We start from the raw sequence: 25,207 nt of genomic DNA, 5'->3' as shown, positions 1-25,207 counted from the left end.
TGGGTGTCTCCGGAGGTGGAAGGTCAGGGGATCGTCTTCGCATGCCGCAGCAAGGCGCGATCCTTGTACAACGCGGATGCTGCCGCCTGGCGGTACACCGCCACATTGTGGGAATTACGCAGTGTCCGCAGTGCCACACTGCGGCGCACCATGAACCACGCCTTGCTGCTGCTGCCGGACTTCCTGCTGATCGCCTGTGGCTTCCTGCTCTGCCGCTACACGGCGCTGAACCGCAGCGTCTGGGACGCGGCCGAGCGGCTGGTGTATTACCTGCTGTTTCCGGTGCTGCTGTTCAATTCCATCGTCCGCAACCCGCTGCAGCCGACCTCCATGCTCAGCCTGGCCGGTTGCGGCTTGGCGGTGGTGGGCGTGGGCATCATGCTGTCGTATGCGCTGGCTGGCGTGCCGGGCGTGGACCGGCGCCTGCATGCCTCGGGCGCGCAGACGGCGTTCCGCTTCAACTCCTACGTGGGCCTGGCGCTGGCCGAGCGTGTGGCCGGTGCCCAGGGCGTGGCCTACATCGCCGTGCTGGTGTCCCTGGCGGTGCCCCTGTGCAACGTGGCCGCGGTGTGGCCGCTGGCGCGCCATGGCGGCCACGGCTACTTGCGTGAGCTGGTGCGCAACCCGCTCATCGTGAGCACGCTGGCGGGGCTAATCGGCAACCTGGCCGGCCTGCAGCTGCCCGACCCGGTGGCCACCAGCTTGCAACGCATCGGCCTGGCCGCGCTGCCGATCGGACTGATGGCGGTGGGTGCTGGCCTGCGCTTCGGCGCGCTGCGCGAGGCGCCCGGCCTGGCGGCCGCCTTCCTCGCCATCCGGCATGCCGCCTTGCCCTTGCTGGCGCTTGCGCTGGTGCTGTGGGTAGGGCTGCCGCCAGCGCAGCAGGTCGTGGTCGTGGCGTTTGGTGCCTTGCCGACGGCGTCCAGCTGCTATGTGCTGGCGGCGCGCCTGGGCGGGCATGGCGGCTACGTGGCCGGGCTGGTGACCGTTTCCACCTTGCTCGGCATGGCGAGCGTGCCCTTGGCTCTGGCGGCGTTGCAGGCGCTTCAGCGCTGAGACTACCCTGCGGACCGGCCGGTCAGAAGTCGTGCGCGCCTTCAGGCTGCGCCAGGGCCCAGTCGATGTGCTCGCGCACCAGCGGGGTGGCCTCGTCCCGGCGTGCCATCAGCGCCTGCCGCACAACCGCGGGCGCACCGGCGCGCAGCGCGTTGCCCAGCGCGACGGCCAGGTTGCGCTGCCAGCGCTGGTAGCCGATGCGGCGGATGGGGCTGCCTTCGGTCGCCTTGAGGAATTGCGCCTCATCCCAGGCCCACAGCTGCAGCAGCATCGGATCCTGCAACGCGGGGCGGGCATCGAAATCGGGCAGGGTGGCCGTCTGGGCGAACTTGTTCCAGGGGCACACCAGCTGGCAGTCGTCGCAACCGTAGATGCGGTTGCCAATCAGCGGGCGCAGTTCGGTCGGGATGGGGCCGTCGTTCTCGATCGTGAGGTAGGCAATGCAGCGGCGCGCGTCCACCAGGTAAGGGGCGACGATGGCCTGCGTGGGGCACACGTCCATGCAGGCGCGGCAGCGGCCGCAGTGAGGCTCGCTGGGCGGCGTGAGCGGCAGCGGCAGGTCGACGAACAGCTCACCCAGGAAGAACATGGAGCCGGCGTCGCGGTCCAGCACCAGGGTGTGCTTGCCGCGCCACCCCAGGCCGCTGCGGCTGGCGAGCTCCACTTCGAGCACCGGCGCCGAATCGGTGAACACCCGATGGCCCAGCGGCCCCACCGCGTCGGCCAGGCGGTCGGCCAGCGCCTGCAGGCGAGCGCGCAGCACCTTGTGATAGTCCCGCCCGCGGGCATAGAGGGAGACCGTCGCGCGCGCAGGATCGTCCAGGCGCTGCCATTCGATGTGGCGCCAGGCCGGCGAGGTGTCGCGCGGCAGGTAGTTCATGCGTGCGGTGATCACGCGCACGGTGCCCGGCACCAGCTCCGCCGGCCGCGCGCGCTTCAGGCCATGGGCCGACATGTAGGCCATGGCGCCATGGAAACCGTTGTCCAACCAGCGCTGCAGATGCGGCTCGGCCGACGAGAGGTCCACGTCGGCCACGCCGATCTGTGAAAATCCCAGCTCTCTCGCCCACTCCTGCAGCTGTTGAAGCAGACGATGCCCATCGATGTGATCCCGCATCGGCCGATTCTAGGAACCCGCCAGATCCTCTGGGGCAACGAGGCCGCATGCGAGGCATTCGCCCGGGCACTCGCGGCTGCGCCTGGGTTGCGCCACGCCTTCATCGCGCTGCAGGGGCCGCTGGGTGCCGGCAAGACGACCTTTGTGCGCCACCTGCTGCGTGCCCTGGGCGTGCAAGGCCGCATTAAGAGCCCCACCTATGCCGTGATGGAACCTTACGACCTGCCCTGCGGCCCGGTGGCCCATTTCGACTTCTACCGTTTTGGCGATCCGCGCGAATGGGAGGACGCGGGCTTTCGCGAGGTGTTCGCTGCGCCGGGGTTGAAGATTGCCGAGTGGCCCGACAAGGCGGCTGCGATGCTGCCACCGGCCGACCTCACCATGACCATCGACCCCATCGACGAAGAACGCCGCAGCGTGACGCTGAACGCGGGTACGCCGCGCGGCCTGGCCTTGCTGGAGGCCGCGGCTTGAGCCGGGCGACCATCAGCCGGCGCCAGGCCGTTCAGCGCATGGGCTCCCTGGTGCTACTGCTGGGGGCATCGCAGATCGCCCGCGGCGCGAGCATCGTGGCGGTGCGGGTGTGGCCGGCGGAGGAGTACACCCGCGTCACCATCGAATCCGACCAGGCGCTCAGCGCACGCCACCAGCTGGTGAGCGCCCCCGACCGCCTGGTGGTGGACATCGACGGCCTGGAGCTGAGCCCCGCGCTGCGCGACCTGGTGGGCAAGGTGAGGGCGGACGACCCCTTCATCGGCGGCGTGCGCATTGGGCAGAACCAGCCCCGCGTGGTGCGCCTGGTGATCGACCTGAAGCAGCCGACCGCGCCCCAGCAGTTTGCGCTGGCGCCGGTGGCGGCCTACCAGCACCGCCTGGTGTTCGACCTGTACCCCACGCAGGAGCGCGACCCGCTGCTCACGCTCATCCAGGAGAAGGAGCAGGCGGAGAAGGAAGCGGCCAAGTCGGTGCAGGACGCGCTGGGCGAGTTCATCGGTCGCATGGAGATCAAACCCGGCCTGCCCGAGCCGCGCCGGCCCGCTGCGCCGGCCTCCGCTGCCTCGGCCCCGCCCGAAACCAAGACCCCCGTTCCTCCACCCCCGCCGTCACCCGGCCTGCTGGACCGGGTGGACCGGCTGATCGTGGTGGCGCTGGACCCGGGCCACGGCGGTGAGGACCCCGGCGCCGTCGGCCCCAGCGGGCTGCGCGAGAAGGACGTGGTGCTGCAGATCGCGCTGAAGCTGCGCGATGCGCTCAATGCGCAGAAGGGCATGCGCGCGATGCTCACGCGCGACGACGACTTCTTCGTGCCGCTGCACGAGCGGGTGCGCAAGGCGCGCCGCGTGCAGGCCGACCTGTTCGTCTCCATCCACGCCGACGCTTTCATCACGCCGCAGGCGCGTGGCGCCTCGGTGTTTGCGCTGTCGCAGAACGGTGCCTCCAGCAGCGCGGCGCGCTGGCTGGCCAACAAGGAAAACGCCGCCGACCTGGTGGGTGGCGTGAACGTGAAAGCCGCCGACGCGACAGTGTTGCGGGCGCTGATCGACATGAGCACCACCGCGCAGATCAAGGACAGCCTGCGCGTGGGCAACGAGGTGCTGGGCCAGATCGGCAAGGTGGGCAAGCTGCACAAGGGCAGCGTGGAGCAGGCGGGATTCGCGGTGCTCAAGGCGCCCGACATCCCGTCCATCCTGGTGGAGACCGCGTTCATCTCCAATCCTGAGGAAGAAGCGAAGCTGCGCGACGCCGGCTACCAGGCGGAACTGGTCACCGCGCTGGCCAGCGGCATCAAGCGCTACTTCGCGAAGAACCCGCACCTCGTACGCAACAGGACACTCTGAGCGTCCCCCTGGGACAGCCGCGCAGCGGCCAGGGGATGCTGGCGCATCCCTGCGGGTGAAATGGGGCCCCACCCTAACCCGCCCCCACGGGGCGGGAGTCCCCCTGGGACAGGCCGCGCAGCGGCCAGGGACAGTGGTCATGAAACGAGCGAAACGCGGACGGGTTGCCCGGCCGCGTTTCGTAGCCCCCACGGGGGGCGGCCGCCCGACGGCCGGGGGCTCCAGTCAGCCGCCGCCGTCCACCAGCAGCTTGGACTTGTTGATCAGGTCCTGGATGATCTGCTGGTCGGTGTGCAGCAGGCCGCCGGCGGTGAGGTCCACGCTCTGCAGGGTGATGGTCTGGTCCACCGCGCCGGCATTGAAGCCGCCGGAGAAGCCGCCCTTGCTGCTGATCTGGATCAGCGTGTCCGAGCCCACCTGCGCAAAGTGCAGGAAGCTGGTGAGGTTGCCGGTGGCCGAGCCGGCCGCGGTTTCGCCTTGCAGCAGGTCACGCAGGTCCAGCACATCGCCGCCGGCGGATGCGGCCGCCGTGTCGAAACCCTGGATGGTGTCGGTGGCCGGCGTGCCGGCCGTGCCCTGGTCGGCCAGCTCCCAGCGGAACACGTCGCTGCCCGCGCCGCCGATCAGGAGGTCGGTGCCGCCGCCGCCCACGATGATGTCGTTGCCGTTGCCGCCGTCGATGGTGTCGTTGCCGGCGCCGCCGCGCAGCAGGTCGTTGCCGTCGCCGCCGGTGATGGCGTCATTGCCGGCGCCGCCGTCCACGATGTCGTGGCCGCTGCCGCCGGCGATGGTGTCGTTGCCCGCGCCGCCCCAGACGCGGTCGTTGGCATTGGTGCCGGTCAGCGTGTCGTTGGCCGAAGTGCCGAAGAGGTTGTTGGTGGCGACGTTCAGCGTGAGTGTGGAGCTGCTGGTGTCGCCCTGGTCGTCGGTGAGCGTGTAGCCCACCTGCACCGGTGCCACTTCGGCCGCGCCGGTGTTCAGCTGCACGTCGGCGAAGGACACGCTGGTCACGCGCGCGCTCGCGGCACTGTTGGCCTCGATCTCGATGGAGCCGATGTTGGTGAGCGTGGACGGCACGGTCACCGTGCCTTCGGAGGAGCTGTAGAACTGGCCGATCTGGTTGCCGGCCACGTCGTACACCGTGTAGGTCAGCGCCGAGACCACACCACCCGAGGCGCCCAGGTCGCTGGCATCGGGCGCGATGACGAAGCTGACGTTGCCCACGCCGTAGGCATGTGAGGCCTGCGAGAAGCTGATCACCAGGCGCTCGAGGTTGTCCACGGTGTTGTTGCTGCTGCCACCGGTCACCCCCACACCGTCTCGGTCGTTGTTGTTGGAATCGGTGTAGCTCAGCGTGGTGGTGGCGCCGGTGCGGGTGAAGCCGGTGAGTGCCACGCCGTTGGCCGTGGCGCCGCCGGAGGTGTTGAAGTTGGTGGTCACCGCGGCGGCGTAGGTCACCTGCGGCGCCGAGGCGGTCGGCGGCGTGTAGTCGTAGTAGCCGTCGCGCGTGAACACCAGCTTGCTGCCGTCGGTGCCGGTCCAGGTGAGCTTGCCGGCCGCGATGGTGTAGGAGAAACCGGTGCCAGAGCCCGAGCTGTTGGCCAGCAGGTTGTAGCTGGCCCCCTTGAAGGCCACGGAGCTCACCTGCGCGTTGTCCACCGTGGTGTCCACGCCGCTGCCCTTGGACGAGAAGCTGGCAAGGCGGCTGCCCAGCGAAAGGCCGCCATCGGTGTCCAGGCCGGTGATGACGTTGCCGTCGGTGTGGGTGGAGCCGGGCAGCACCGTATCGGTGTCCGGCCTGGCCACCGGCTTGGCGTTGTCGATCTCGAAGGTGAGGGTGGTCTGGGGCGTGATGTCACCGTCACCGTCCTGTGCCACGTACTTGACCGTGAACGCATCGCCCTGCTGCGACGTGCCGTTGGTATAGAAGGTGTAGTTGCCGGTGCTGAAGTTCAGTGTCAGCGTGCCGTACTTGAAGCCGGTGCCGGTGCCCAGCGTGAGCAGGTCGCCCGTTTTCGGGAAGCCGGTCAGGAAGGCGCTGTTCTGGCTGATCTGGTTGGTGGCCTTGTTGTAGGTGAAGGTCACGTCCTGGTCGGGCACACCGTCGCTGTTGCTGTCCAGCTTGATGGTCACCGTCTGCAGGTAGCCGCCGTCGGCGCCCAGCACGTTGGACGCCGCGCTGTTGGTGACCAGGTTGCCGCCGAAGGCTGGCGGCACCGTGGACAGCAGTGCGGAGCCCAGCTGGTTGGTGTCAGGCACGATGATGGCCGAGTCCTTCACGCCGTCGCCGTCGCCGTCCACGTTGTGGATGCCGTCCAGCGCGCTGGTGTTGGAGATGCCGGTGCCCACGCCCACCGCGTACGACGAGATGTTGTTGGTGGTGGTGAAGGCCTGGTAGTTGGCCAGGCCCGTGGCCGTGTTGCCGGACGACGGCTCGCCATCGGACAGGAAATACGACGCGTTGTTCTTGCTCTGGTCCACCGTGCCGAAGGCGGTTTGCAGGGCGCTCAGGGCCGACTCGTAGTTGGTGCCGCCGGAGCCGGTGATCGCGTTGATCGCCGAGATCAGGGTGGCCTTGTCGGTGTAGGCGTTGTTGCCGTTGAGGATGGTGGCCGAATCGGAGAAGGTGACGAGCTTCACCGACACGCTTTGCGCCTGGTTGAAGTACTCGGTCACCAACTGCACCATCGCCTGCTTGGCCATGGCCAGCCGGGTGGTGATGGTGGTGCTGCCGTCGGCATTGACCTGCCGCACCTCGCCACCGGAAGAGCCGCCCGTCATGCTGCCCGACACGTCGAGCACCAGCACCAGGTTGTAGCTGGGCAGCGGCACCTGCGACACCGCGATCTGGCGGTCGTAGGCCAGGGGTTCGTCGTCCACCACCTTCACGCGCAGTGCCGCGGTGGTCGCATTGGAGGTGTAGTTGAACACCTCGGTGGTGGACAGGTCGTTGGCCGAGGCGCTGTTGTCGGCCGCCTTGTTCAAGGTGTAGGTGTAGCTGCCCGCGCCGGTGCCGGTGGTCTGCATCACCATCTTGCCGACACTGGTGGTGACGCCGATGAAGCCGGCGCGGCTGTCGGTGTCGCTGGCGCTGCCGTCGGTGATGGTGGTGCCGTTGAAGCTGACGCTGTTGACCTGCGTGCCGCCACCGTCGTTGGTGAGCACGTTGCCGCTGGCGGTGGTGGTGCCGCCGCCGGTGCCGGCGCTGAGCGCGCTTTCATGCACCGTGGCCAGGTCGTCCACGGCCGCCACGGTGTTCACCGTGACGGTGCCGGTGCTGGTCTGCCCATCTTCGTCAGTCAGCGTGTAGGTGAAGCTGCCGTTGCCGATGGCCGAGGGCGTGAAGGTGTAGGTGCCGTTGCCGTTGTTCACCAGGGTGCCGCCGGTGCCGGCGCTCACGGCGGTGAGCGTGGCGTGGTCGGGCAGCACGTCGTTGGCCAGCAGCTGCGCCTGCGAAATGATGACCGGCGTGCCCAGCGTGGTGGTGAAGGCATCGGCGCTGGCCACTGGCGCGCCGTCGTTCACCGCGGTGACGTTGATGGTGGCGGTGTTGGGCACGGTGTCGAAGCCGCCGCCGCTGTCGCGCACGCTGAAGCTGAAGCTCGCGTAGGCGCTGCCGTTGGCATTGAAGCCCGGCTCGTAGGTGAGCTGGCCCGCCGTGATCTGCGCGGCGGTGACCACCTGGCCGGCGGTGACCAGCACCCCGTTGAGGTAGATCGAGCCGTTGTCTGGCAGGGTGTCGATGCGCACGCTGGTGGGCGCCACGTTGGTGCCGTCCTCCGCGTCGTTCATCAGGAAGTCGGCGGTGGTGAACACGCGCGCGGTGTCCTCCGTCGCGGTCAGGGTCACGTCGCGGCCGGTGGGCAGGTCGTTCACCGCGATCACGTTCACCGTGGTGGTGGCGGTGTTGCTCGAACTCTGGCCGTCGGTGACCGAGATGTTGATGGTGCGCGGCGTGGTGCTGGGCGTGTCGCTGGTGCTGGAGAACGTGATGTTCTGCAGGCGCTGGGTGTACTCCGCCAGCGTGCCGCTGCCTGACAGCGTGATGGTGACGGTGGAGGCCGTGCTGGTCGTGATGGCCGCCGTGACGCCGCCCACATTGGCGCCCAGGTTCAGCAGGTCGCCGGCCTGGCGGTTGGTGAGGGTGACGGTAGCGCCGGTGAGCGTGCTGCTGTCCACGTCAGTGATGGACAGGTCGGCATCCGCAATGGACACGCCGCTGCCGTTCTCGGTGTAGCTGGTGACGAAGGCGGTGCCAGTGGCGGTGGAGTTGTTGCCGTCCAGGTCGATGGCCGGCGGCGCGTCGTTGTCGACGATGGTGCCCACGCCCAGGTTGTCGGCGATGGTGGCGTTGGTGGGGCTCGCCAGGTTGACGTTGAAGGTTTCGCTGGCTTCGGTGGCGGTGTCGTTGGTGATGGGAACCGTGATGGTCTGCGACACCACGCCCGGCCCGAAGGTGAGCGTGCCGCTGGCGGCGGTGTAGTCGCTGCCGGCGGTGGCGGTGCCGTTGCTGGTGTTGTAGCCCACGGTCACGGTCTGGCCGGAGGCGGCGTTGAGGGTGACGGTGAAGGTGGCGGTGCCGGCCGCTTCGTTGATCGACACGTCGTTGATCGCCAGCGCGGGCAGCGGGTCGTCGTCGGTGATAGTGGCGGTGCCGGTGGCCGAGCCGTTGCTCGTGGTGCCCGCGGTGCGGGTGGCCGTGAGCGTGAAGGTCTCGTTGGCCTCGTCCAGCGCGTCGCTGGTGATGGGCACGCGCACCAGCACGCTGGTGGCGCCGGCGGCGATGGTGGCGCTGGACGCAGCGGTCCAGTTGGCGCCGCCGTCGGTGGACACCTCCAGCGCGGTGCTGTAGTCAGCGCCCGAGGTGGCGGTGCCCGCGGTGGTGCCCAGCGACACGGTGGTGGCGCTGGCGGAGGCGTTGGACAGGGCGACGGTGAACTGGGCGAAGCCGCCGGATTCCACCACCGTGGGGCTGGACACGCTCAGGGCCGGCGTGTCGTTGTCGGTGCCGCCGGTGCCGGTGCCGTCGTCGCGGATGGTGCCCACGCCGAGGTTGTCGGCGATGGTGGCGTTGGTGGGGCCGGTGAGGTTGACGTTGAAGGTCTCCGCGCCTTCGAACACCGCGTCGTTGAGGACGGGTACGGTGATGGTCTGGCTGGTGACGCCGGGGGCGAAGGTCAGCGTGCCGGTGGCGGCGGTGTAGTCGCTGCCTGCGGTGGCGGTGCCGTTGCTCGTGTTGAAGCCCACCGTCACGGTCTGGCCGGACACGGCGCTGAGCGTGACAGTGAAGGTGGCCGTGCCGGCCGCTTCGTTGACGCTCACGTCGTTGATGGCAAGCGACGGCGTGGGGTCGTCGTCCACGATGGTCGTGGTGACGCTGCTGGCCGCGCCGTTGACCGCAATCGCCTCGAAGCCGCCGCCGCTCACCGAGCCCAGGCTCAGCACAATGGTTTCGTTGGGCTCGTCCAGCGTGTCGCCGGTGGTCGGCAAGGTGAAGGTGGCGGAGCTGGCGCCGGCCGGGATGGTGACGGACACCACCTGGGTGTAGTCGGTGCCGTTGCCGGCGGTGCCGGAGTAGGTGAGGTTCACCGTGACGGCCGTGGCGGCCGGTTGGGTCAGCGACACCGTGTAGGCGGTGGTGGTGCTGCCCTCGGTCACGGTGGCCGGGCCGCTCAGGCTCACCAGCACGGTGTCAGGCGTGGCCTCGTCGGTGATGCTGGTGGTGACGCTGGCGCTGCTGCCCGGCACCAGGCTCTCGAAACTGCCGCCGCTGGCCGAAGTGACGGTCACAGTGAACTGCTCGCCGGTTTCGGCCAGCGCGTCGTCGATGGTCGCCAGGTTGAAGCTGGCGCTGCTGGCGCCCGCCGGGATGGTGACGGTGGCCACGCCGGTGTAGTCGGTGCCATTGGCCGCGGTGCCCGAATACGCCAGATTCACCGTGACCGCCGCGCCCTGGGCGGGGCTGGACAGGGTGACGGTGTAGCTGCCGCTGTTGCCTTCCACGATGTTCACCGCACCCGACAGGTTCACCGTGGTGGGGTTGATGGTGTCGGTGACGCTGGTGGTGGCGGCCGCGGGGTTGGTGGTCAGCACTTCGAAGCCGCCGCCGGTGGCGCTGCTGATGGTGGCGGAGACAGTGCCCGCGTCCACATACACGTCGTCCGAGGGCGCAGCCACGCTGGTGCTGCCGCTGGTCTGGCCGGCGGCGATGGCGATGGTGGCGCCGTTGGACAAGGTGACGCTCACCGGCGTGAGCGCGGCCTGGCTCAGCGTGGCGGTGTAGGTGATCGTGCCGCCTTCGGCCACGCTCGGCGTGGCGCTGAGGCTGACGGTGGTGGCATCTGCGTCATCGGTGACGACGGTCGATGCGGTGCTGGTGGTGGTGAGCGCTTCGTAGGTGCCACCCGAGGTGGACGCTATGCCGGTGGTGACCGTCTGGTTGCCTTGGGCATAGGCATCGTCGGCACGCACGGTGAAGGCGGTGCTGCTGGCGGAGCTCTGGCCGACCGGGATGGTGATCGTCTGGCCGTTGGTCAGGGTGATCACCAGCGGTGTGCCCGTAACCGCGTTGTTCACCGCGGCGGTGTAGGTGATGGAACCACCTTCAACCACGCTGTTGGTGGAGGCGGTGAGGGTGACGACCGTGGCATCCGCGTCGTCGGTCACCACAGTGGATGCGGTGCTGGTGGTGGTCAGTGCCTCGTAGTTGCCGCCCGAGGTAGAGCTGATGCTCGTAGTGACCGTCTGGTTGCCCTGCGCGTAGGCATCGTCGGCCCGCACGGCGAAGGCGGCGCTGTTGGCGGAGCTCTGGCCGACCGGGATAGTGATCGTCTGGCCATTGCTCAGCGTGATGACCAGCGGAGAGCCGGTGACCGGGTTGTTCACCGCAGCGGTGTAGACGATGGAGCCGCCCTCGGCGACGGTGTTGGCGGAAACCGTCAGGGTGACGACGGTCGCATCGCCGTCGTCGGTGACGACGGTCGATGCGGTGCTGGTGGTGGTCAGCGCTTCGTAGTTGCCACCGGAAGTGGAGGCGATGCTCGCCGTGACCGTCTGGTTGCCTTGTGCGTAGACGTCGTCGGCGCGCACGGCAAAGGCGGCGCTGTTAGCCGAACTCTGGCCCACCGGAATGGTGATCGTCTGCCCGTTGCTGAGCGTGATGACCAGCGGCGAGCCCGTGACCGGGTTGTTCACCGCGGCGGTGTAGACGATGGAGCCGCCTTCAGCGACGGTGTTGGCCGAGGCGGTCAACGTGACAACCGTGGCATCTCCGTCGTCGGTGACCACGGTGGACGCGGTGCTGGTCGTCGTTAGTGCTTCGTAGTTGCCGCCAGCCGTCGAACTGATGCTCGTAGTGACCGTCTGGTTGCCTTGAGCGTAGGCGTCGTCGGCCCGTACCAAGAACGCAGCGCTGTTGGCCGAGCTTTGGCCGACAGGAATCGTGATGGTCTGGCCGTTGCTCAGCGTGATGACCAGCGGTGAGTTCGTCACCGGGTTGTTCACCGTTGCGGTGTAGACAATCGAACCGCCTTCGGCCACGGTGTTGGCGGAAGCAGTGAGGGTCACTGTGGTGGCATCGCCGTCGTCAGTCACGGTGGTCGATGCAGTGCTGGTAGTGGTCAGCGCCTCATAGTTGCCGCCGGAGGTAGAGCTGATGCTTGTCGTGATTGTCTGGTTACCCTGGGCGTAGGCGTCGTCCGCCCGTACCGGGAAAGCCGTGCTGTTGGCGGAGCTTTGGCCCACCGGGATGGTGATCGTCTGGCCGTTGTTCAGCGTGATGACCAGCGGCGTGCCGGTGACCGGGTTGTTCACCGCAGCGGTGTAGACGATGGAGCCACCTTCGGCGACTGTATTGGTGGAGGCGGTGAGCGTCACGACGGTGGCGTCCGCGTCGTCGGTGACGACGGTGGCTGCCGTGCTGGTCGTGGTCAGCGTTTCGTAGTTGCCACCGGTAGTGGAACTGATGCTTGTGGTAACCGTCTGGTTGCCTTGAGCGTAGGCGTCGTCCGCACGGACCGCAAACGCTGTGCTGTTCGCGGAGCTCTGACCGACCGGGATGGTGATCGTCTGGCCGTTGCTCAGTGTGATGACCAGCGGCGAACCGGTGACCGGGTTGTTGACCGCGGCCGTGTAGACGATCGAGCCGCCTTCGGCGACGGTGTTAGCAGAAGCCGTCAGCGTGACAACGCTTGCGTCGCCATCATCAGTGACGGTCGTCGACGCTGTACTGGAAGTCGTCAGCGCCTCATAGTTGCCGCCGGAGGTCGACGCGATCCCGGTGGTGAGAGTCTGGTTGCCTTGGGCATAGGCATCGTCGGCGCGCACCGCGAAGGCGGCGCTGTTGGCCGAGCTCTGGCCGACCGGAATGGTGATGCTCTGGCCGTTGGTGAGGGTGATCACCAGCGGCGAACCGGTGACCGGGTTGTTGACCGTGGCGGTGTAAACGATGGAGCCGCCTTCGGCCACCGTGTTGGCTGAGGCCGTCAAAGTGAGGGTGGTGGCGTCGATGGTGTCGGCGATCGCCGTGGTCGCAGCCGTGGGATCGACCGACAGCAGAATCCCGCCACCGCTCGTGCCCTTGACGGTGGCGCTCACCGTGCTGGCATCGACGTACACGTCATCAGCCGGCGCAAACGGCACCGACACGCTGCCGCTGGTCTGGCCCGCCAGCACGGTGATGGTCTGGCCGTTGGACAGTGTGACGGTGAGGTCGCTCACCGGGGCCTGGGTGAGGCTGGCGGTGTAGACGATGGTGCCGCCGGCTTCGGTGATCGAGGGCGTTGCCGCCAGGCTGAGCACCGAGACGTCGTTGTCCACCACCGCGGTGGTGACGCTGCTGGCTGTGCCGTTGAGGGCCAGGGCTTCGAAGTTGCCACCACTGGCCGAAACCAGGCTGACGGTGAAGCTCTCGCTGCCTTCTGCCAGCGCATCGTCCAGCGTGGCGATGGAGAAGTTGGCACTGCTCGCGCCAGCCGCGATGGTGACCGAGGCCACGCCGGTGAAGTCGCTGCCGTCGGCAGCCGTGCCGCTGTAGGCGAGGTTCACCGTGACAGCGGTCTGCCCCGGCGCGTTCAGCGAGACGGTGTAAGTGCCACTGGCGCCTTCGGCCACGGAACTGCTGCCGCTGAGGCTGACGGTGGTGGTATCGACCGTGTCGGTCACGCTGGTGGACGCCGCCGCCGGGTTGACAGCCAGGCTCTCGAAGCCGCCGCCGGTGGCGGCGGTGATGGTGGCCGTGACGGTGCCGGCGTCGACATACACATCGTCCGAGGGCGCGGCCACGCTGGTGCTGCCGCTGGTCTGGCCGGCGGCGATGGCGATGGTGGCGCCGTTGGACAAGGTCACGCTCACCGGCGTGAGCGCGGCCTGGCTCAGCGTGGCGGTGTAGGTGATCGTGCCGCCTTCGGCCACGCTGGGCGTGGCGCTCAGGCTGACAGTGGTGGCATCTGCGTCGTCGGTGACGACGGTCGATGCGGTGCTGGTGGTGGTGAGCGCTTCGTAGTTGCCACCCGAGGTAGACGCGATGCCGGTGGTGACCGTCTGGTTGCCTTGGGCATAGGCGTCGTCGGCGCGCACGGGGAAGGCGGCACTATTGGCCGAACTCTGACCGACCGGGATGGTGATGGTCTGGCCGTTGCTAAGAGTGACGAGCAGCGGAGAGCCCGCGACCGGGTTGTTCACCGCCGCCGTGTAAACGATGGAGCCACCTTCGGTCACCGTGTTGGCCGAGGCGGTGAGGGTCACCACCGTTGCGTCGCCGTCGTCGGTGACAACGGTAGAGGCAGTGCTGGTCGTGGTCAGCGCTTCGTAGTTGCCGCCGGAAGTGGAGGCGATGCTCGTGGTGACGGTCTGGTTGCCCTGCGCATAGGCGTCGTCGGCGCGCACCGCAAACGCGGCGCTGTTGGCGGAACTCTGGCCCACAGGAATCGTGATCGTCTGGCCGTTGCTCAGCGTGACAACCAGCGGGGATCCGGTGACGGGGTTGTTGACCGCCGCCGTGTAAAAGATGGAGCCGCCTTCAGCGACGGTGTTGACCGAAGCGGTGAGCGTCACCACCGTCGCATCGCCGTCGTCCGTGACGGTCGTCGACGCCGTGCTCGTCGTCGTCAGCGCCTCGTAGTTGCCGCCTGACGTCGAACTGATGCTCGTCGTGACTGTCTGGCTGCCTTGCGTATAGGCGTCATCAGCCCGAATGGGGAAGGCAGCGCTGTTTGCAGAGCTCTGGCCCACCGGAATGGTGATCGTCTGGCCGTTGCTCAGCGTGACGACCAGCGGTGAGCCCGTGACCGGGCTGTTCACCGCGGCCGTGTAGACGATCGAGCCGCCTTCGGCGACGGTGTTGGTGGACGCGGTCAAGGTGACGACGGTGGCATCGCCATCGTCGGTGACGACGGTAGAGGCAGTGCTGGTCGTTGTCAGCGCTTCGTAGTTGCCACCGGAGGTTGAGGTGATGCTCGTCGTGACCGTTTGGTTGCCTTGTGCGTAGGCATCGTCAGCACGCACCGCAAACGGCGTGCTGTCGGCGAAGCTCTGGCCGACAGGAATCGTGATCGTCTGCCCGTTGCTCAGCGTGACGACCAGCGGTGAGCCCGTGACAGGGCTGTTCACCGCGGCCGTGTAAACAATGGAGCCGCCTTCGGCCACTGTGTTCGCGGACGCCGTGAGGGTCACGGTCGTGGCGTCGATGGTGTCGGTGATCGCCGTGGTGGCGGGTGTCGGGTCCACCGACAGCAGGATGCCGCCGCCGCTCGTGCCGGTGACGGTGGCGCTGACCGTGGTCGCATCCACGTAAACGTCGTCGGCCGGCGCAAACGGCACCGACACGCTGCCACTGGTCTGGCCCGCCAGCACGGTGATGACTTGGCCGTTGGACAAGGTGACCGTGAGGTCGGTCACCGGTGCCTGGGTGAGGCTGGCGGTGTAGACGATGGCGCCGCCGGCTTCGGTGATCGACGGCGTTGCCGCCAGGCTGAGCACCGAGACGTCGTTGTCCACGACGGTGGTGGTAACACTGCTGGCCGCGCCATTGAGCGCCAACGCTTCGAAGTTGCCACCGCTGGCCGAGACCAGGCTGACGGTGAAGCTCTCGCTGCCTTCGGCCGCTGCATCGTCCAGCGTGGCGATGGAGAAGTTGGCGCTGCTCGCACCGGCGGCGATCGTCACTGAGGCCACGCCGGTGAAGTCGCTGCCGTCGGCAGCCGTGCCGCTGTAGGCGAGGTTGACCGTGACGGCGGTTTGCGCGGGGGCGTCCAGCGAGACGGTGTAGCTGCCCGAGGCGCCTTCGGCCACGGAGCCGCTGCCACTGAGGCTGACGGTGGTCGTATCGACCGTGTCGGTCACGCTGGTGGACGCCGCCGCCGGGTTGACAGCCAGGTTCTCGAAGCCACCGCCGGTGGCGCCCGTGATGGTGGCGGAAACAGTGTCCGCGTCGACGTAAACGTCCTCACCAGGCGCCGCAACGGCCACTGTGCCGCTGGTCCGGCCGGCGGCGATGGTGATGGTGGCACCGTTGGACAGCGTCACGCTCACCGGCGTGAGGGCCGCCTGGTCCAGGGTGGCGGTGTAGACGATGGAGCCACCTTCGGCGACCGTGGGGGTGGCCGACAAGGTGACCGTGGTGACGTCGCTGTCGTCGGTGACCACTGTGCTGGCGCTGCTGGCGGTGACCAGCGATTCATAGGTGCCACCGGAGGTGGACGCGATGCCGGTGGTGACGGTCTGATTGCCTTGGGCGTAAGCGTCGTCGGCGCGCACCGCAAAGGGCGCGCTGTCGGCAGAGCTCTGGCCGACAGGGATGGTGATCGTCTGACCATTGGTCAGCGTCACCACCAGCGGGCTGCCGGTGACCGGATTGTTCACGCTCGCCGTGTAGACAATGGAGCCGCCTTCCACCACCGAGGACACAGCGCTGAGCGTGACAGTGGTGGCGTCGCTGTTGTCCGTGACGATGGTCGAGGCGGTGCTGGTCGTCGCCAGCGCTTCGTAGTTGCCGCCGGAGGCGGACGCAATGCCGGCGGTGACCGTTTGGTTGCCTTGCGCATAGGCGTCATCAGCGCGCACCGCAAACGGCGTGCTGTCTGCCGAGCTCTGCCCCACCGGGATGGTGATGCTCTGGCCGTTGGTGAGCGTCACGACCAGTGGCGCACCGGTGACCACGTTGTTCACCGTGGCGGTGTAGACGATGGAGCCACCTTCCACCACCGTGCCCGCGGAGGCGGTGAGCGTGACGACGGTGGCGTCACTGTCGTCTGTGACAACGGTCGAAGCGGTGCTCGTCGTTGTCAGCGCCTCGTAGCTGCCGCCAGAGGCCGCGGTGATGCTCGTCGTGACCGTCTGGTTGCCTTGAGCGTAAGCGTCATCCGCCCGCACCGCGAAGGCGGCGCTGCTGGCAGAGCTTTGACCGACCGGAATGGTGATGGTCTGGCCGTTGCTCAGCGTGAGGACCAGCGGCGACCCAGCGACCGGGTTGTTGACCGCGGCGGTGTAGACGATGGAGCCGCCCTCTGCCACGGTGTTGGCGGAAGCGGTGAGGGTCACCACCGTTGCGTCGCCGTCGTCGGTGACCTCGGTGGAGGCAGTGCTCGTCGTTGTCAGCGCTTCGTAGTTGCCACCGGAAGTGGAGGCGATGCTCGTGGTGACGGTCTGGTTGCCTTGTGCGTAGGCGTCGTCGGCGCGCACGGCAAACGGCGTGCTGTCAGCAGCGCTCTGGCCCACCGGGATGGTGATCGTCTGGCCGTTGCTCAGCGTGATCACCAGCGGCGAGCCGGTCACGGGGCTGTTCACCGCGGCCGTGTAAACGATCGAGCCGCCTTCGGCCACCGTGTTCGCGGAAGCCGTCAGGGTGACGGTCGTGGCGTTGATGGTGTCGGTGATCGCCGTGGTGGCGGGTGTCGGGTCCACCGACAGCAGGATGCCGCCGCCGCTCGTGCCGCTGATGCTGGCGCTGACTGTGCTCGCGTCCAGATACACATCGTCGGCCGGTGCAAACGGCACCGACACCGAGCCACTGGTCTGGCCGGCCAGCACGGTGATCGTCGCGCCGTTGGACAAGGTGACCGCGAGGTCGCTCACCGGGGCCTGGGTGAGGCTGGCGGTGTAGACGATGGCGCCGCCGGCTTCGGTGATCGAGGGCGTGGCCGCCAGGCTGAGCACCGAGACGTCGTTGTCTACCACGGTGGTGGTGACACTGCTGGCCGCGCCATTGAGCGCCAACGCTTCGAAGTTGCCACCGCTGGCCGAGACCAGGCTGACGGTGAAGCTCTCGCTGCCTTCGGCGGCTGCATCGTCCAGCGTGGCGATGGAGAAGTCGGCGCTGCTCGAACCGGCGGCGATCGTCACCGAGGCCACGCCGGTGAAGTCGCTGCCGTCGGCAGCCGTGCCGGTGTAGGCGAGGGTGACCGTGACGGCGGTTTGCGCGGGGGCGTTCAGCGAGACGGTGTAGCTGCCCGCGACGCCTTCGGCCACGGAGCCGCTGCCGCTGAGGCTGACGGTGGTGGTGTCCACCGTGTCGGTGACCGAGGTCGATGCCGCAGCCGGGTTGACCACCAGGTTCTCGAAGCCACCGCCGGTGGCGGCGGTGATGGTGGCCGTCACGGTGCCCGCGTCGACATACACGTCGTCCGTGGGCGCCGCCACGGTGGTGGTGCCGCTGGTCTGGCCGGCCGCGATGGTGATGGTCGCGCCATTGGACAGCGTGACGCTCACCGGAGACAACGCCGCCTGGTCCAGCGTGGCGGTGTAGACGATGGATCCACCCTCGGCGACCGTGGGGGTGGCCGACAAGGTGACCGTGGTGGCGTCGCTATCGTCGGTGACGACGGTGGAGGCAGTGCTCGTCGTTGTCAGCGCTTCGTAGTTGCCACCGGAAGTGGAGGCGATGCTCGTGGTGACGGTCTGATTGCCTTGTGCATAGGCGTCGTCGGCGCGCACTGCAAACGGCGTGCTGTCAGCAGCGCTCTGGCCCACCGGGATGGTGATCGTCTGGCCGTTGCTCAGCGTGACGACCAGCGGTGTGCCCGTGACAGGGCTGTTCACCGCGGCCGTGTAAACAATGGAGCCGCCTTCGGCCACCGTGTTCGTGGACGCCGTGAGGGTCACGGTCGTGGCGTCGATGGTGTCGGTGATCGCCGTGGTGGCGGGTGTCGGGTCCACCGACAGCAGGATGCCGCCGCCGCTGGTGCTGGTGACGGTGGCGCTGACCGTGGTCGCGTCCACGTAAACGTCGTCGGCCGGTGCAAACGGCACCGACACGCTGCCTGTTGTCTGGCCGGCCAGCACGGTGATCGTCTGGCCGTTGGACAGGGTGACCGTGAGGTCGCTCACCGGGGCCTGGGTGAGGCTGGCGGTGTAGACGATGGTGCCGCCGGCTTCGGTGATCGACGGTGTGGCCGCCAGGCTGAGCACCGAGACGTCGTTGTCAACCACGGTGGTGGTGACGCTGCTGGCCGCGCCATTGAGGGCGAGCGCCTCGAAGTTGCCACCGCTGGCCGAGACCAGGCTGACGGTGAAGCTCTCGCTGCCTTCGGCCAGCGCATCGTCCAGCGTGGCGATCGAGAAGTTGGCGCTGCTCGCACCGGCGGCGATGGTGACCGAGGCGACGCCGGTGAAGTCGCTGCCATCGGCAGCCGTGCCGGTGTAGGCGAGGTTCACCGTGACGGCCGTCTGCGCCGGGGCGTTCAGCGAGACGGTGTAGGAGCCCGAGGCACCTTCGGCCACGGAGCCGCTGCCACTGAGGCTGACGGTGGTGGTGTCCACCGTGTCGGTGACCGAGGTCGATGCCGCAGCCGGGTTGACCACCAGGTTCTCGAAGCCACCGCCGGTGGCGGCGGTGATGGTGGCCGTCACGGTGCCCGCGTCGACATACACGTCGTCCGTGGGCGCCGCCACGGTGGTGGTGCCGCTGGTCTGGCCGGCCGCGATGGTGATGGTGGCACCGTTGGACAGCGTCACGCTCACCGGCGTGAGGGCCGCCTGGTCCAGCGTGGCGGTGTAGACGATGGAGCCACCCTCGGCGACCGTGGGGGTGGCCGACAAGGTGACCGTGGTGGCGTCGCTGTCGTCGGTGACGACGGTGGAGGCAGTGCTCGTCGTTGTCAGCGCTTCGTAGTTGCCACCGGAAGTGGAGGCGATGCTCGTGGTGACGGTCTGATTGCCTTGTGCATAGGCGTCGTCGGCGCGCACTGCAAACGGCGTGCTGTCAGCAGCGCTCTGGCCCACCGGGATGGTGATGGTCTGGCCGTTGCTGAGCGTGATCACCAGCGGCGTGCCGGTCACGGGGTTGTTCACCGCGGCCGTGTAGACGATCGAGCCGCCTTCGGCGACGGTGTTGGTGGAGGCAGTCAAGGTGACGACGGTGGCATCGCCATCGTCGGTGACGACGGTAGAGGCAGTGCTGGTCGTTGTCAGCGCTTCGTAGGTGCCACCGGACGTCGAGGCAATGCTGGTGGTGACGGTCTGATTGCCTTGCGCATAGGCGTCGTCGGCGCGCACAGCGAAGGCCGCGCTGTTGGCGGAGCTCTGGCCCACCGGAATGGTGATCGTCTGGCCGTTGCTCAGCGTGATCACCAGCGGCGTGCCGGTCACCGGGTTGTTGACCGCGGCCGTGTAAACGATGGAACCGCCCTCGGCCAAGGTGTTGGCCGAGGCGGTCAGCGTGACGACGGTGGCATCGCCGTCGTCGGTGACCACGGTAGAGGCGGTACTGGTCGTCGTCAGCGCTTCGTAGTTGCCGCCGGAGGTCGAGGCAATGCTGGTCGTGACGGTCTGGTTGCCTTGCGCGTAGGCATCGTCGCCGCGCACGGCGAAGGCCGCACCGTTGGCCGAACTCTGGCCGACCGGAATGGTGATCGTCTGCCCGTTACTGAGCGTGACGACCAGCGGCGTGCCAGTGACGGGGTTGTTCACCGCCACCGTGTAGACGATGGAGCCGCCCTCGGCCACGGTGTTGGTCGAGGCGGTCAGCGTGACAACGGTGGTGTCGCCGTCATCGGTGACAACGGTAGAGGCGGTGCTGGCCGTCGTCAGCGCCTCGTAGTTGCCGCCAGAGGCCGAGCTGATGCTCGCGGTGACCGTCTGGTTGCCTTGCGCGTAAGCGTCGTCCGCCCGCACCGCGAAAGCGGCGCTGCTGGCAGAGCTCTGGCCGACCGGAATGGTGATGGTCTGGCCGTTGCTCAGCGTGATGACCAGCGGAGAGCCGGCCACGGGGTTGTTCACCGCAGCCGTGTAGACGATGGAGCCGCCTTCGCTCGCGGTGTTGGCGGACGCCGTCAAGGTCACCGTGGTGATGTCGCCGTCATCCGTGACCGTCGTCGATGCGGTACTCGTCGCGACAAGCGCTTCGTAGTTGCCGCCCGCGGTGGAGGCGATGCCGGTCGTCAGGGTCTGGTTGCCTTGCGTATCGGCATCGTCGGGGCGCACGGCAAAGGGCGCGCTGTTGCCCATCGCCTGGCCCACCGGGATGGTGATGGTCTGGCCGTTGGTGAGGGTAACCACCAGCGGGCTGCCGGTCACCGGGTTGTTGACCGTTGCCGTGTAGACGATGGCACCGCCTTCAGCCACTGTATTGGCCGACGCGGTGAGGGTGACCGTCGTGGCGTCCGGCGTGTCGGTCACCGTGGTGACTGCCGCGCCGGGGTCGGCCACCAGCGACTCGAAGCCGCCGCCGGTGGCTGCGGTGATGGTGGCCGATACCGACCCGGCGTCCAGATAGACGTCGTCCGTGGGCGCCGCCACGGTGGTGGTGCCGCTGGTCTGGCCGGCCGCGATGCTGATGGTGGCCCCGTTGGACAGCGTCACGCTCACCGGGGTGAGTGCGGCCTGGCTCAGCGTGGCGGTGTAGGCGATGACGCCGCCTTCGGCCACCGACGCGGTGGCAGCGAGCGTGACGGTGGTGACGTCACCGTCGTCGGTCACCGTCGTGCTCGCCGTGCTGGTGGTGGTCAGCGCCTCGTAGTTGCCACCCGAGGTGGATGCAATGCCGGCGGTGATGGTCTGGTTGCCCTGGGCGTAGGCATCGTCAGCACGAACCGCAAACGGCGTGCTGTCACCGGCGCTCTGGCCGACCGGGATGGTGATGGTCTGGCCGTTGGTGAGGGTCACGACCAGCGGGCTGCCGGTGACCGGGTTGTTCACCGAGGCTGTATAGATGATGGAGCCGCCTTCGGCCACGGTGTTGGCGGAAGCGGTGAGGGTGACGGTCGTGGCGTCGATGGTGTCGGTGATCGCCGTGGTGGCGGGTGTCGGGTCCACCGACAGCAGGATGCCGCCACCGCTCGTGCCCGTGATGCTGGCGCTGACGGTGCTGGCATCGACGTACACGTCATCAGCCGGCGCAAACGGCACCGACACGCTGCCGCTGGTCTGGCCGGCCAGCACGGTGATGGTCTGCCCGTTGGACAGGGTGACCGTGAGGTCGCTCACCGGGGCCTGGGTGAGGCTGGCGGTGTAGACGATGGTGCCGCCGGCTTCGGTGATCGACGGTGTGGCCGTCAGGCTGAGCACCGAGACGTCGTTGTCCACCACGGTGGTGGTGACACTGCTGGCCGTGCCATTGAGGGCGAGCGCCTCGAAGTTGCCACCGCTGGCCGAGACCAGGCTGACGGTGAAGCTCTCGCTGCCTTCGGCCAGCGCATCGTCCAGCGTGGCAACCGAGAAGTTGGCACTGCTCGCGCCGGCGGCGATGGTGACCGAGGCCACGCCGGTGAAGTCGCTGCCGTCGGCAGCCGTGCCGGTGTAGGCGAGGGTGACCGTGACGGCGGTTTGCGCGGGGGCGTTCAGCGAGACGGTGTAGCTGCCCGCGACGCCTTCGGCCACGGAGCCGCTGCCGCTCAGGCTGACGGTGGTGGTGTCCACCGTGTCGGTGACCGAGGTCGATGCCGCAGCCGGATTGGCGGTGAGGCTCTCGAAGCCACCGCCGGTGGCAGCGGTGATGGTGGCCGTGACGGTGCCTCCGTCCACATACACGTCGTCCGAGGGCGCGGCCACACTGGTGCTGCCGCTGGTCTGGCCGGCGGCGATGGCGATGGTGGCGCCGTTGGACAGCGTCACGTTCACCGGCGTGAGGGCCGCCTGGCTCAGCGTGGCGGTGTAGGTGATCGTGCCGCCTTCGGCCACGCTCGGCGTGGCGCTCAGGCTGACGGTGGTGGCGTCGGCGTCATCGGTGACGACCGTGGATGCGGTGCTGGTGGTGGTGAGCGCTTCGTAGTTGCCACCCGAAGTGGACGCAATGCCGGTGGTGACCGTCTGGTTGCCTTGGGCATAGGCGTCGTCGGCGCGCACCGGGAAAGCCGCGCTGCTGGCGGAGCTCTGGCCGACCGGGATGGTGATCGTCTGGCCGTTGCTCAGCGTGATCACCAGCGGCGTGCCGGCGACCGGGTTGTTCACCGCGGCGCTGTAGGTGATGGAACCACCCTCAACCACGCTGTTGGTGGAGGCGGTCAGCGTGACGACGGTGGCATCGCCGTCGTCGGTGACCACGGTAGAGGCGGTACTGGTCGTCGTCAGCGCTTCGTAGTTGCCGCCGGACGTCGAGGTAATGCTCGTCGTGACGGTCTGATTGCCTTGCGCATACGCATCGTCGGCGCGCACGGCGAACGCGGCGCTGTTGGCAGAACTCTGGCCGACCGGGATGGTGATCGTCTGGCCGTTGCTCAGCGTGACAACCAGCGGAGCGCCAGCAACCGGGTTGTTGACCGCGACCGTGTAGACAATGGAGCCGCCTTCGGCCACGGTGTTGGTGGACGCGCTCAGGGTGACAACCGTGGCATCGCCGTCGTCAGTGACAACGGTGGATGCGGTGCTCGTCGTGGTCAGCGCTTCGTAGTTGCCGCCGGAGGTCGAAGTAATGCTTGCCGTGACGGTCTGGTCGCCCTGGGCGTAAGCGTCGTCGGCGCGCACGGCAAAGGCGGCGCTGTTGGCGGAGCTCTGGCCGACAGGGATGGTGATGGTCTGGCCGTTGCTCAGCGTGACGACCAGCGGAGAGCCGGTGACCGGGTTGTTCACCGAGGCTGTATAGATGATGGTCCCGCCTTCCGCCACGGTGTTGGCGGAAGCGGTGAGCGTGACCGTCGTGGCGTCGATGGTGTCGGTGATCGACGTGGTGGCGGGTGTCGGGTCCACCGACAGCAGGATGCCGCCACCGCTCGTGCCCGTGATGCTGGCGCTGACGGTGCTGGCATCGACGTACACGTCATCAGCCGGCGCAAACGGCACCGACACGCTGCCACTGGTCTGGCCCGCCAGCACGGTGATCGTCTGGCCGTTGGACAAGGTGACCGTGAGGTCACTCACTGGAGCCTGCGTCAGGCTGGCGGTGTAGACGATGGTGCCGCCGGCTTCGGTGATCGACGGTGTGGCCGCCAGGCTGAGCACCGAGACGTCGTTGTCCACCACGGTGGTGGTGACACTGCTGGCCGTGCCATTGAGGGCGAGCGCCTCGAAGTTGCCACCGCTGGCCGAGACCAGGCTGACGGTGAAGCTCTCGCTGCCTTCGGCGGCTGCATCGTCCACCGTGGCGATGGAGAAGTTGGCGCTGCTGGCGCCGGCGGCGATGGTGACGGAGGCCACGCCGGTGAAGTCGCTGCCATCGGCAGCGGTGCCGCTGTAGGCCAAGTTGACCGTCACAGCGGTCTGCGCCGGAGCGTTCAGCGAGACGGTGTAGCTGCCTGAAGCGCCTTCGGCCACGGAGCCGCTGCCGCTGAGGCTGACAGTGGTGTTGTCCACCGTGTCGGTGACCGAGGTCGAGGCCGCAGCCGGATTGGCGGTGAGGGTCTCGAAGCCACCGCCGGTGGCGCTGCTGATCGTCGCGGAGACAGTGCCCGCGTCCACATACACGTCATCCGAGGGCGCGGCCACGCTGGTGCTGCCGCTGGCCTGGCCGGCGGCGATGGCGATGGTGGCGCCGTTGGACAGCGTCACGGTGACCGGCGTGAGCGCGGCCTGGCTCAGCGTGGCGGTGTAGGTGATCGTGCCGCCTTCGGCCACGCTCGGCGTGGCGCTCAGGCTGACGGTGGTGACATCTGCGTCGTCGGTGACGACCGTGGATGCGGTGCTGGCGGTGGTGAGCGCTTCGTAGTTGCCACCCGAGGTGGACGCGATGCCGGTGGTGACCGTCTGGTTGCCTTCGCCATAGGCGTCGTCGGCGCGCACCGCAAACGGTGCGCTGTTGGCAGAGCTCTGGCCAACAGGAATGGCGATCGTCTGGCCGTTGCTCAGCGTGATGACCAGCGGCGCGCCGGTCACCGGGTTGTTCACCGTCGCCGTGTAGACGATGGCGCCGCCTTCGGTCACGGTGCCGGCCGACGCGCTCAACGTCACCGTCGTGGCATCCAGGTCGTCGGTGACCGTGGTCGCCGCCGTGCTGCTCGCCGTGAGGGTGGGGAAGCCGCCGCCGGTCGCGGACACGATGTCCACGCTGACGGTCTGGTCGCCTTGAGCGTAGGCGTCGTCGTTGCGCAGCACGAACGGCGCGCTGGTGCCGGTGTTCTGGCCGACCGGGATGGTGATCGTCTGGCCGTTGGACAGCGTCAGTACCAGCGGCGAGCCCGTTACCGGGGTGCTGACCGTGGCGGTGTACACCACGGCGCCGCCTTCGGCGGCAGTGGCCGCCGACGCGCTCAGCCCGACAGTCGGCGCGGGCGCCGCATCGGGTGTTGCCGTGTCGGCCGGTCGGGCGGCCGGGTTGCCGCCCGCAAAGGTCACTGCAGGGGTATTCACGTCTGCAGCCGGCGCCGGCCCGCCGCCGCCGCTCACCGATTCCGTGATGCGGTCCACGCGCAGCCCCGGGGTCAAGCCACCGCCGCCATCGGCTGCCAGGCCGGCGGCCGGCACGGCCTGCTGGTCGCCCCGCTCGATCTGCGCAATCGTCTCGTCCAGGTCCGTCCCAGGAACCGCCGGCTTCGCCGCCACGGCCACGGCGGTGCCCTCGTCCTCGGGCGTCAGTTGCACGATGCCGTCCTGGCTGGTGAGGATCGCTTCGCCCTTGTGGACGACATCCCCCAGCTTCAGCATCCGCACGACGCCGTCGGCCCCCTTCACCTGGGCAACGCCCCACAAGCCGGTGACGGTACCTTTGATGGTCTGGAGAAGAATGGGCATGGAATGACTTCGCGCGAGGATGGCCGTGCCCGAGCATAGGGTCGGGCGCCGGCTTAAGCGTTTGGAAAAGGGGGTGATCCGTGAACCAGATCACTCGCTACCC

Annotated in this window: 5 protein-coding genes; 3 read left to right on the top strand and 2 right to left on the bottom strand. The window is 68.2% G+C overall.

Annotated elements, in window-relative coordinates; all coding sequences use genetic code 11:
- Window positions 1-150 precede the first annotated feature (150 nt).
- On the top strand, window positions 151-1,056 hold the full coding sequence (locus tag VPH43_RS12535) for an AEC family transporter (RefSeq protein WP_328578040.1): 906 nt from the start codon (window positions 151-153) through the stop codon (window positions 1,054-1,056).
- Window positions 1,057-1,078: 22 nt separating this feature from the next.
- Here VPH43_RS12535 and queG read toward each other — a convergent pair whose 3' ends face one another.
- Window positions 1,079-2,173 (bottom strand): tRNA epoxyqueuosine(34) reductase QueG, encoded by a 1,095-nt coding sequence (gene queG, locus VPH43_RS12530; RefSeq protein ID WP_328578039.1) that lies wholly within the window; start codon window positions 2,171-2,173, stop codon window positions 1,079-1,081.
- Here queG and tsaE point away from each other — a divergent pair.
- Window positions 2,150-2,647 carry a tRNA (adenosine(37)-N6)-threonylcarbamoyltransferase complex ATPase subunit type 1 TsaE gene (gene tsaE, locus VPH43_RS12525; RefSeq protein ID WP_328578038.1) on the top strand — a complete coding sequence of 166 codons (498 nt, stop codon included), beginning with the start codon at window positions 2,150-2,152 and terminating at the stop codon, window positions 2,645-2,647. The two genes, queG and tsaE, sit on opposite strands and share 24 nt — an antisense overlap.
- A gap of 38 nt (window positions 2,648-2,685) precedes the next feature.
- Window positions 2,686-4,011: an N-acetylmuramoyl-L-alanine amidase gene (locus VPH43_RS12520; protein WP_328578255.1), complete on the top strand. Its 1,326-nt coding sequence runs from the start codon at window positions 2,686-2,688 to the stop codon at window positions 4,009-4,011.
- A gap of 225 nt (window positions 4,012-4,236) precedes the next feature.
- Here the strand turns inward: VPH43_RS12520 and VPH43_RS12515 are convergent, their stop codons facing one another.
- Window positions 4,237-25,104 carry an immunoglobulin-like domain-containing protein gene (locus VPH43_RS12515; protein WP_328578037.1) on the bottom strand — a complete coding sequence of 6,956 codons (20,868 nt, stop codon included), beginning with the start codon at window positions 25,102-25,104 and terminating at the stop codon, window positions 4,237-4,239.
- Window positions 25,105-25,207: the final 103 nt, after the last annotated feature.

The sequence above is a fragment of the Ideonella sp. BN130291 genome (assembly GCF_036231905.1).
In the GTDB taxonomy this organism is placed as follows: domain Bacteria; phylum Pseudomonadota; class Gammaproteobacteria; order Burkholderiales; family Burkholderiaceae_C; genus CAMLIZ01.
Note: the sequence above shows the minus strand (reverse complement) of the source record. Positions and strands in the feature narration are given on the sequence as shown.

Coding starts and splice junctions, on each gene's coding strand:
- VPH43_RS12535 (WP_328578040.1), top strand. CDS start 151: ATGAACCACGCCTTGCTGCTGCTGCCGGACTTCCTGCTGATCGCCTGT.
- tsaE (WP_328578038.1), top strand. CDS start 2,150: ATGCCCATCGATGTGATCCCGCATCGGCCGATTCTAGGAACCCGCCAG.
- queG (WP_328578039.1), bottom strand. CDS start 2,173: ATGCGGGATCACATCGATGGGCATCGTCTGCTTCAACAGCTGCAGGAG.
- VPH43_RS12520 (WP_328578255.1), top strand. CDS start 2,686: ATGGGCTCCCTGGTGCTACTGCTGGGGGCATCGCAGATCGCCCGCGGC.
- VPH43_RS12515 (WP_328578037.1), bottom strand. CDS start 25,104: ATGCCCATTCTTCTCCAGACCATCAAAGGTACCGTCACCGGCTTGTGG.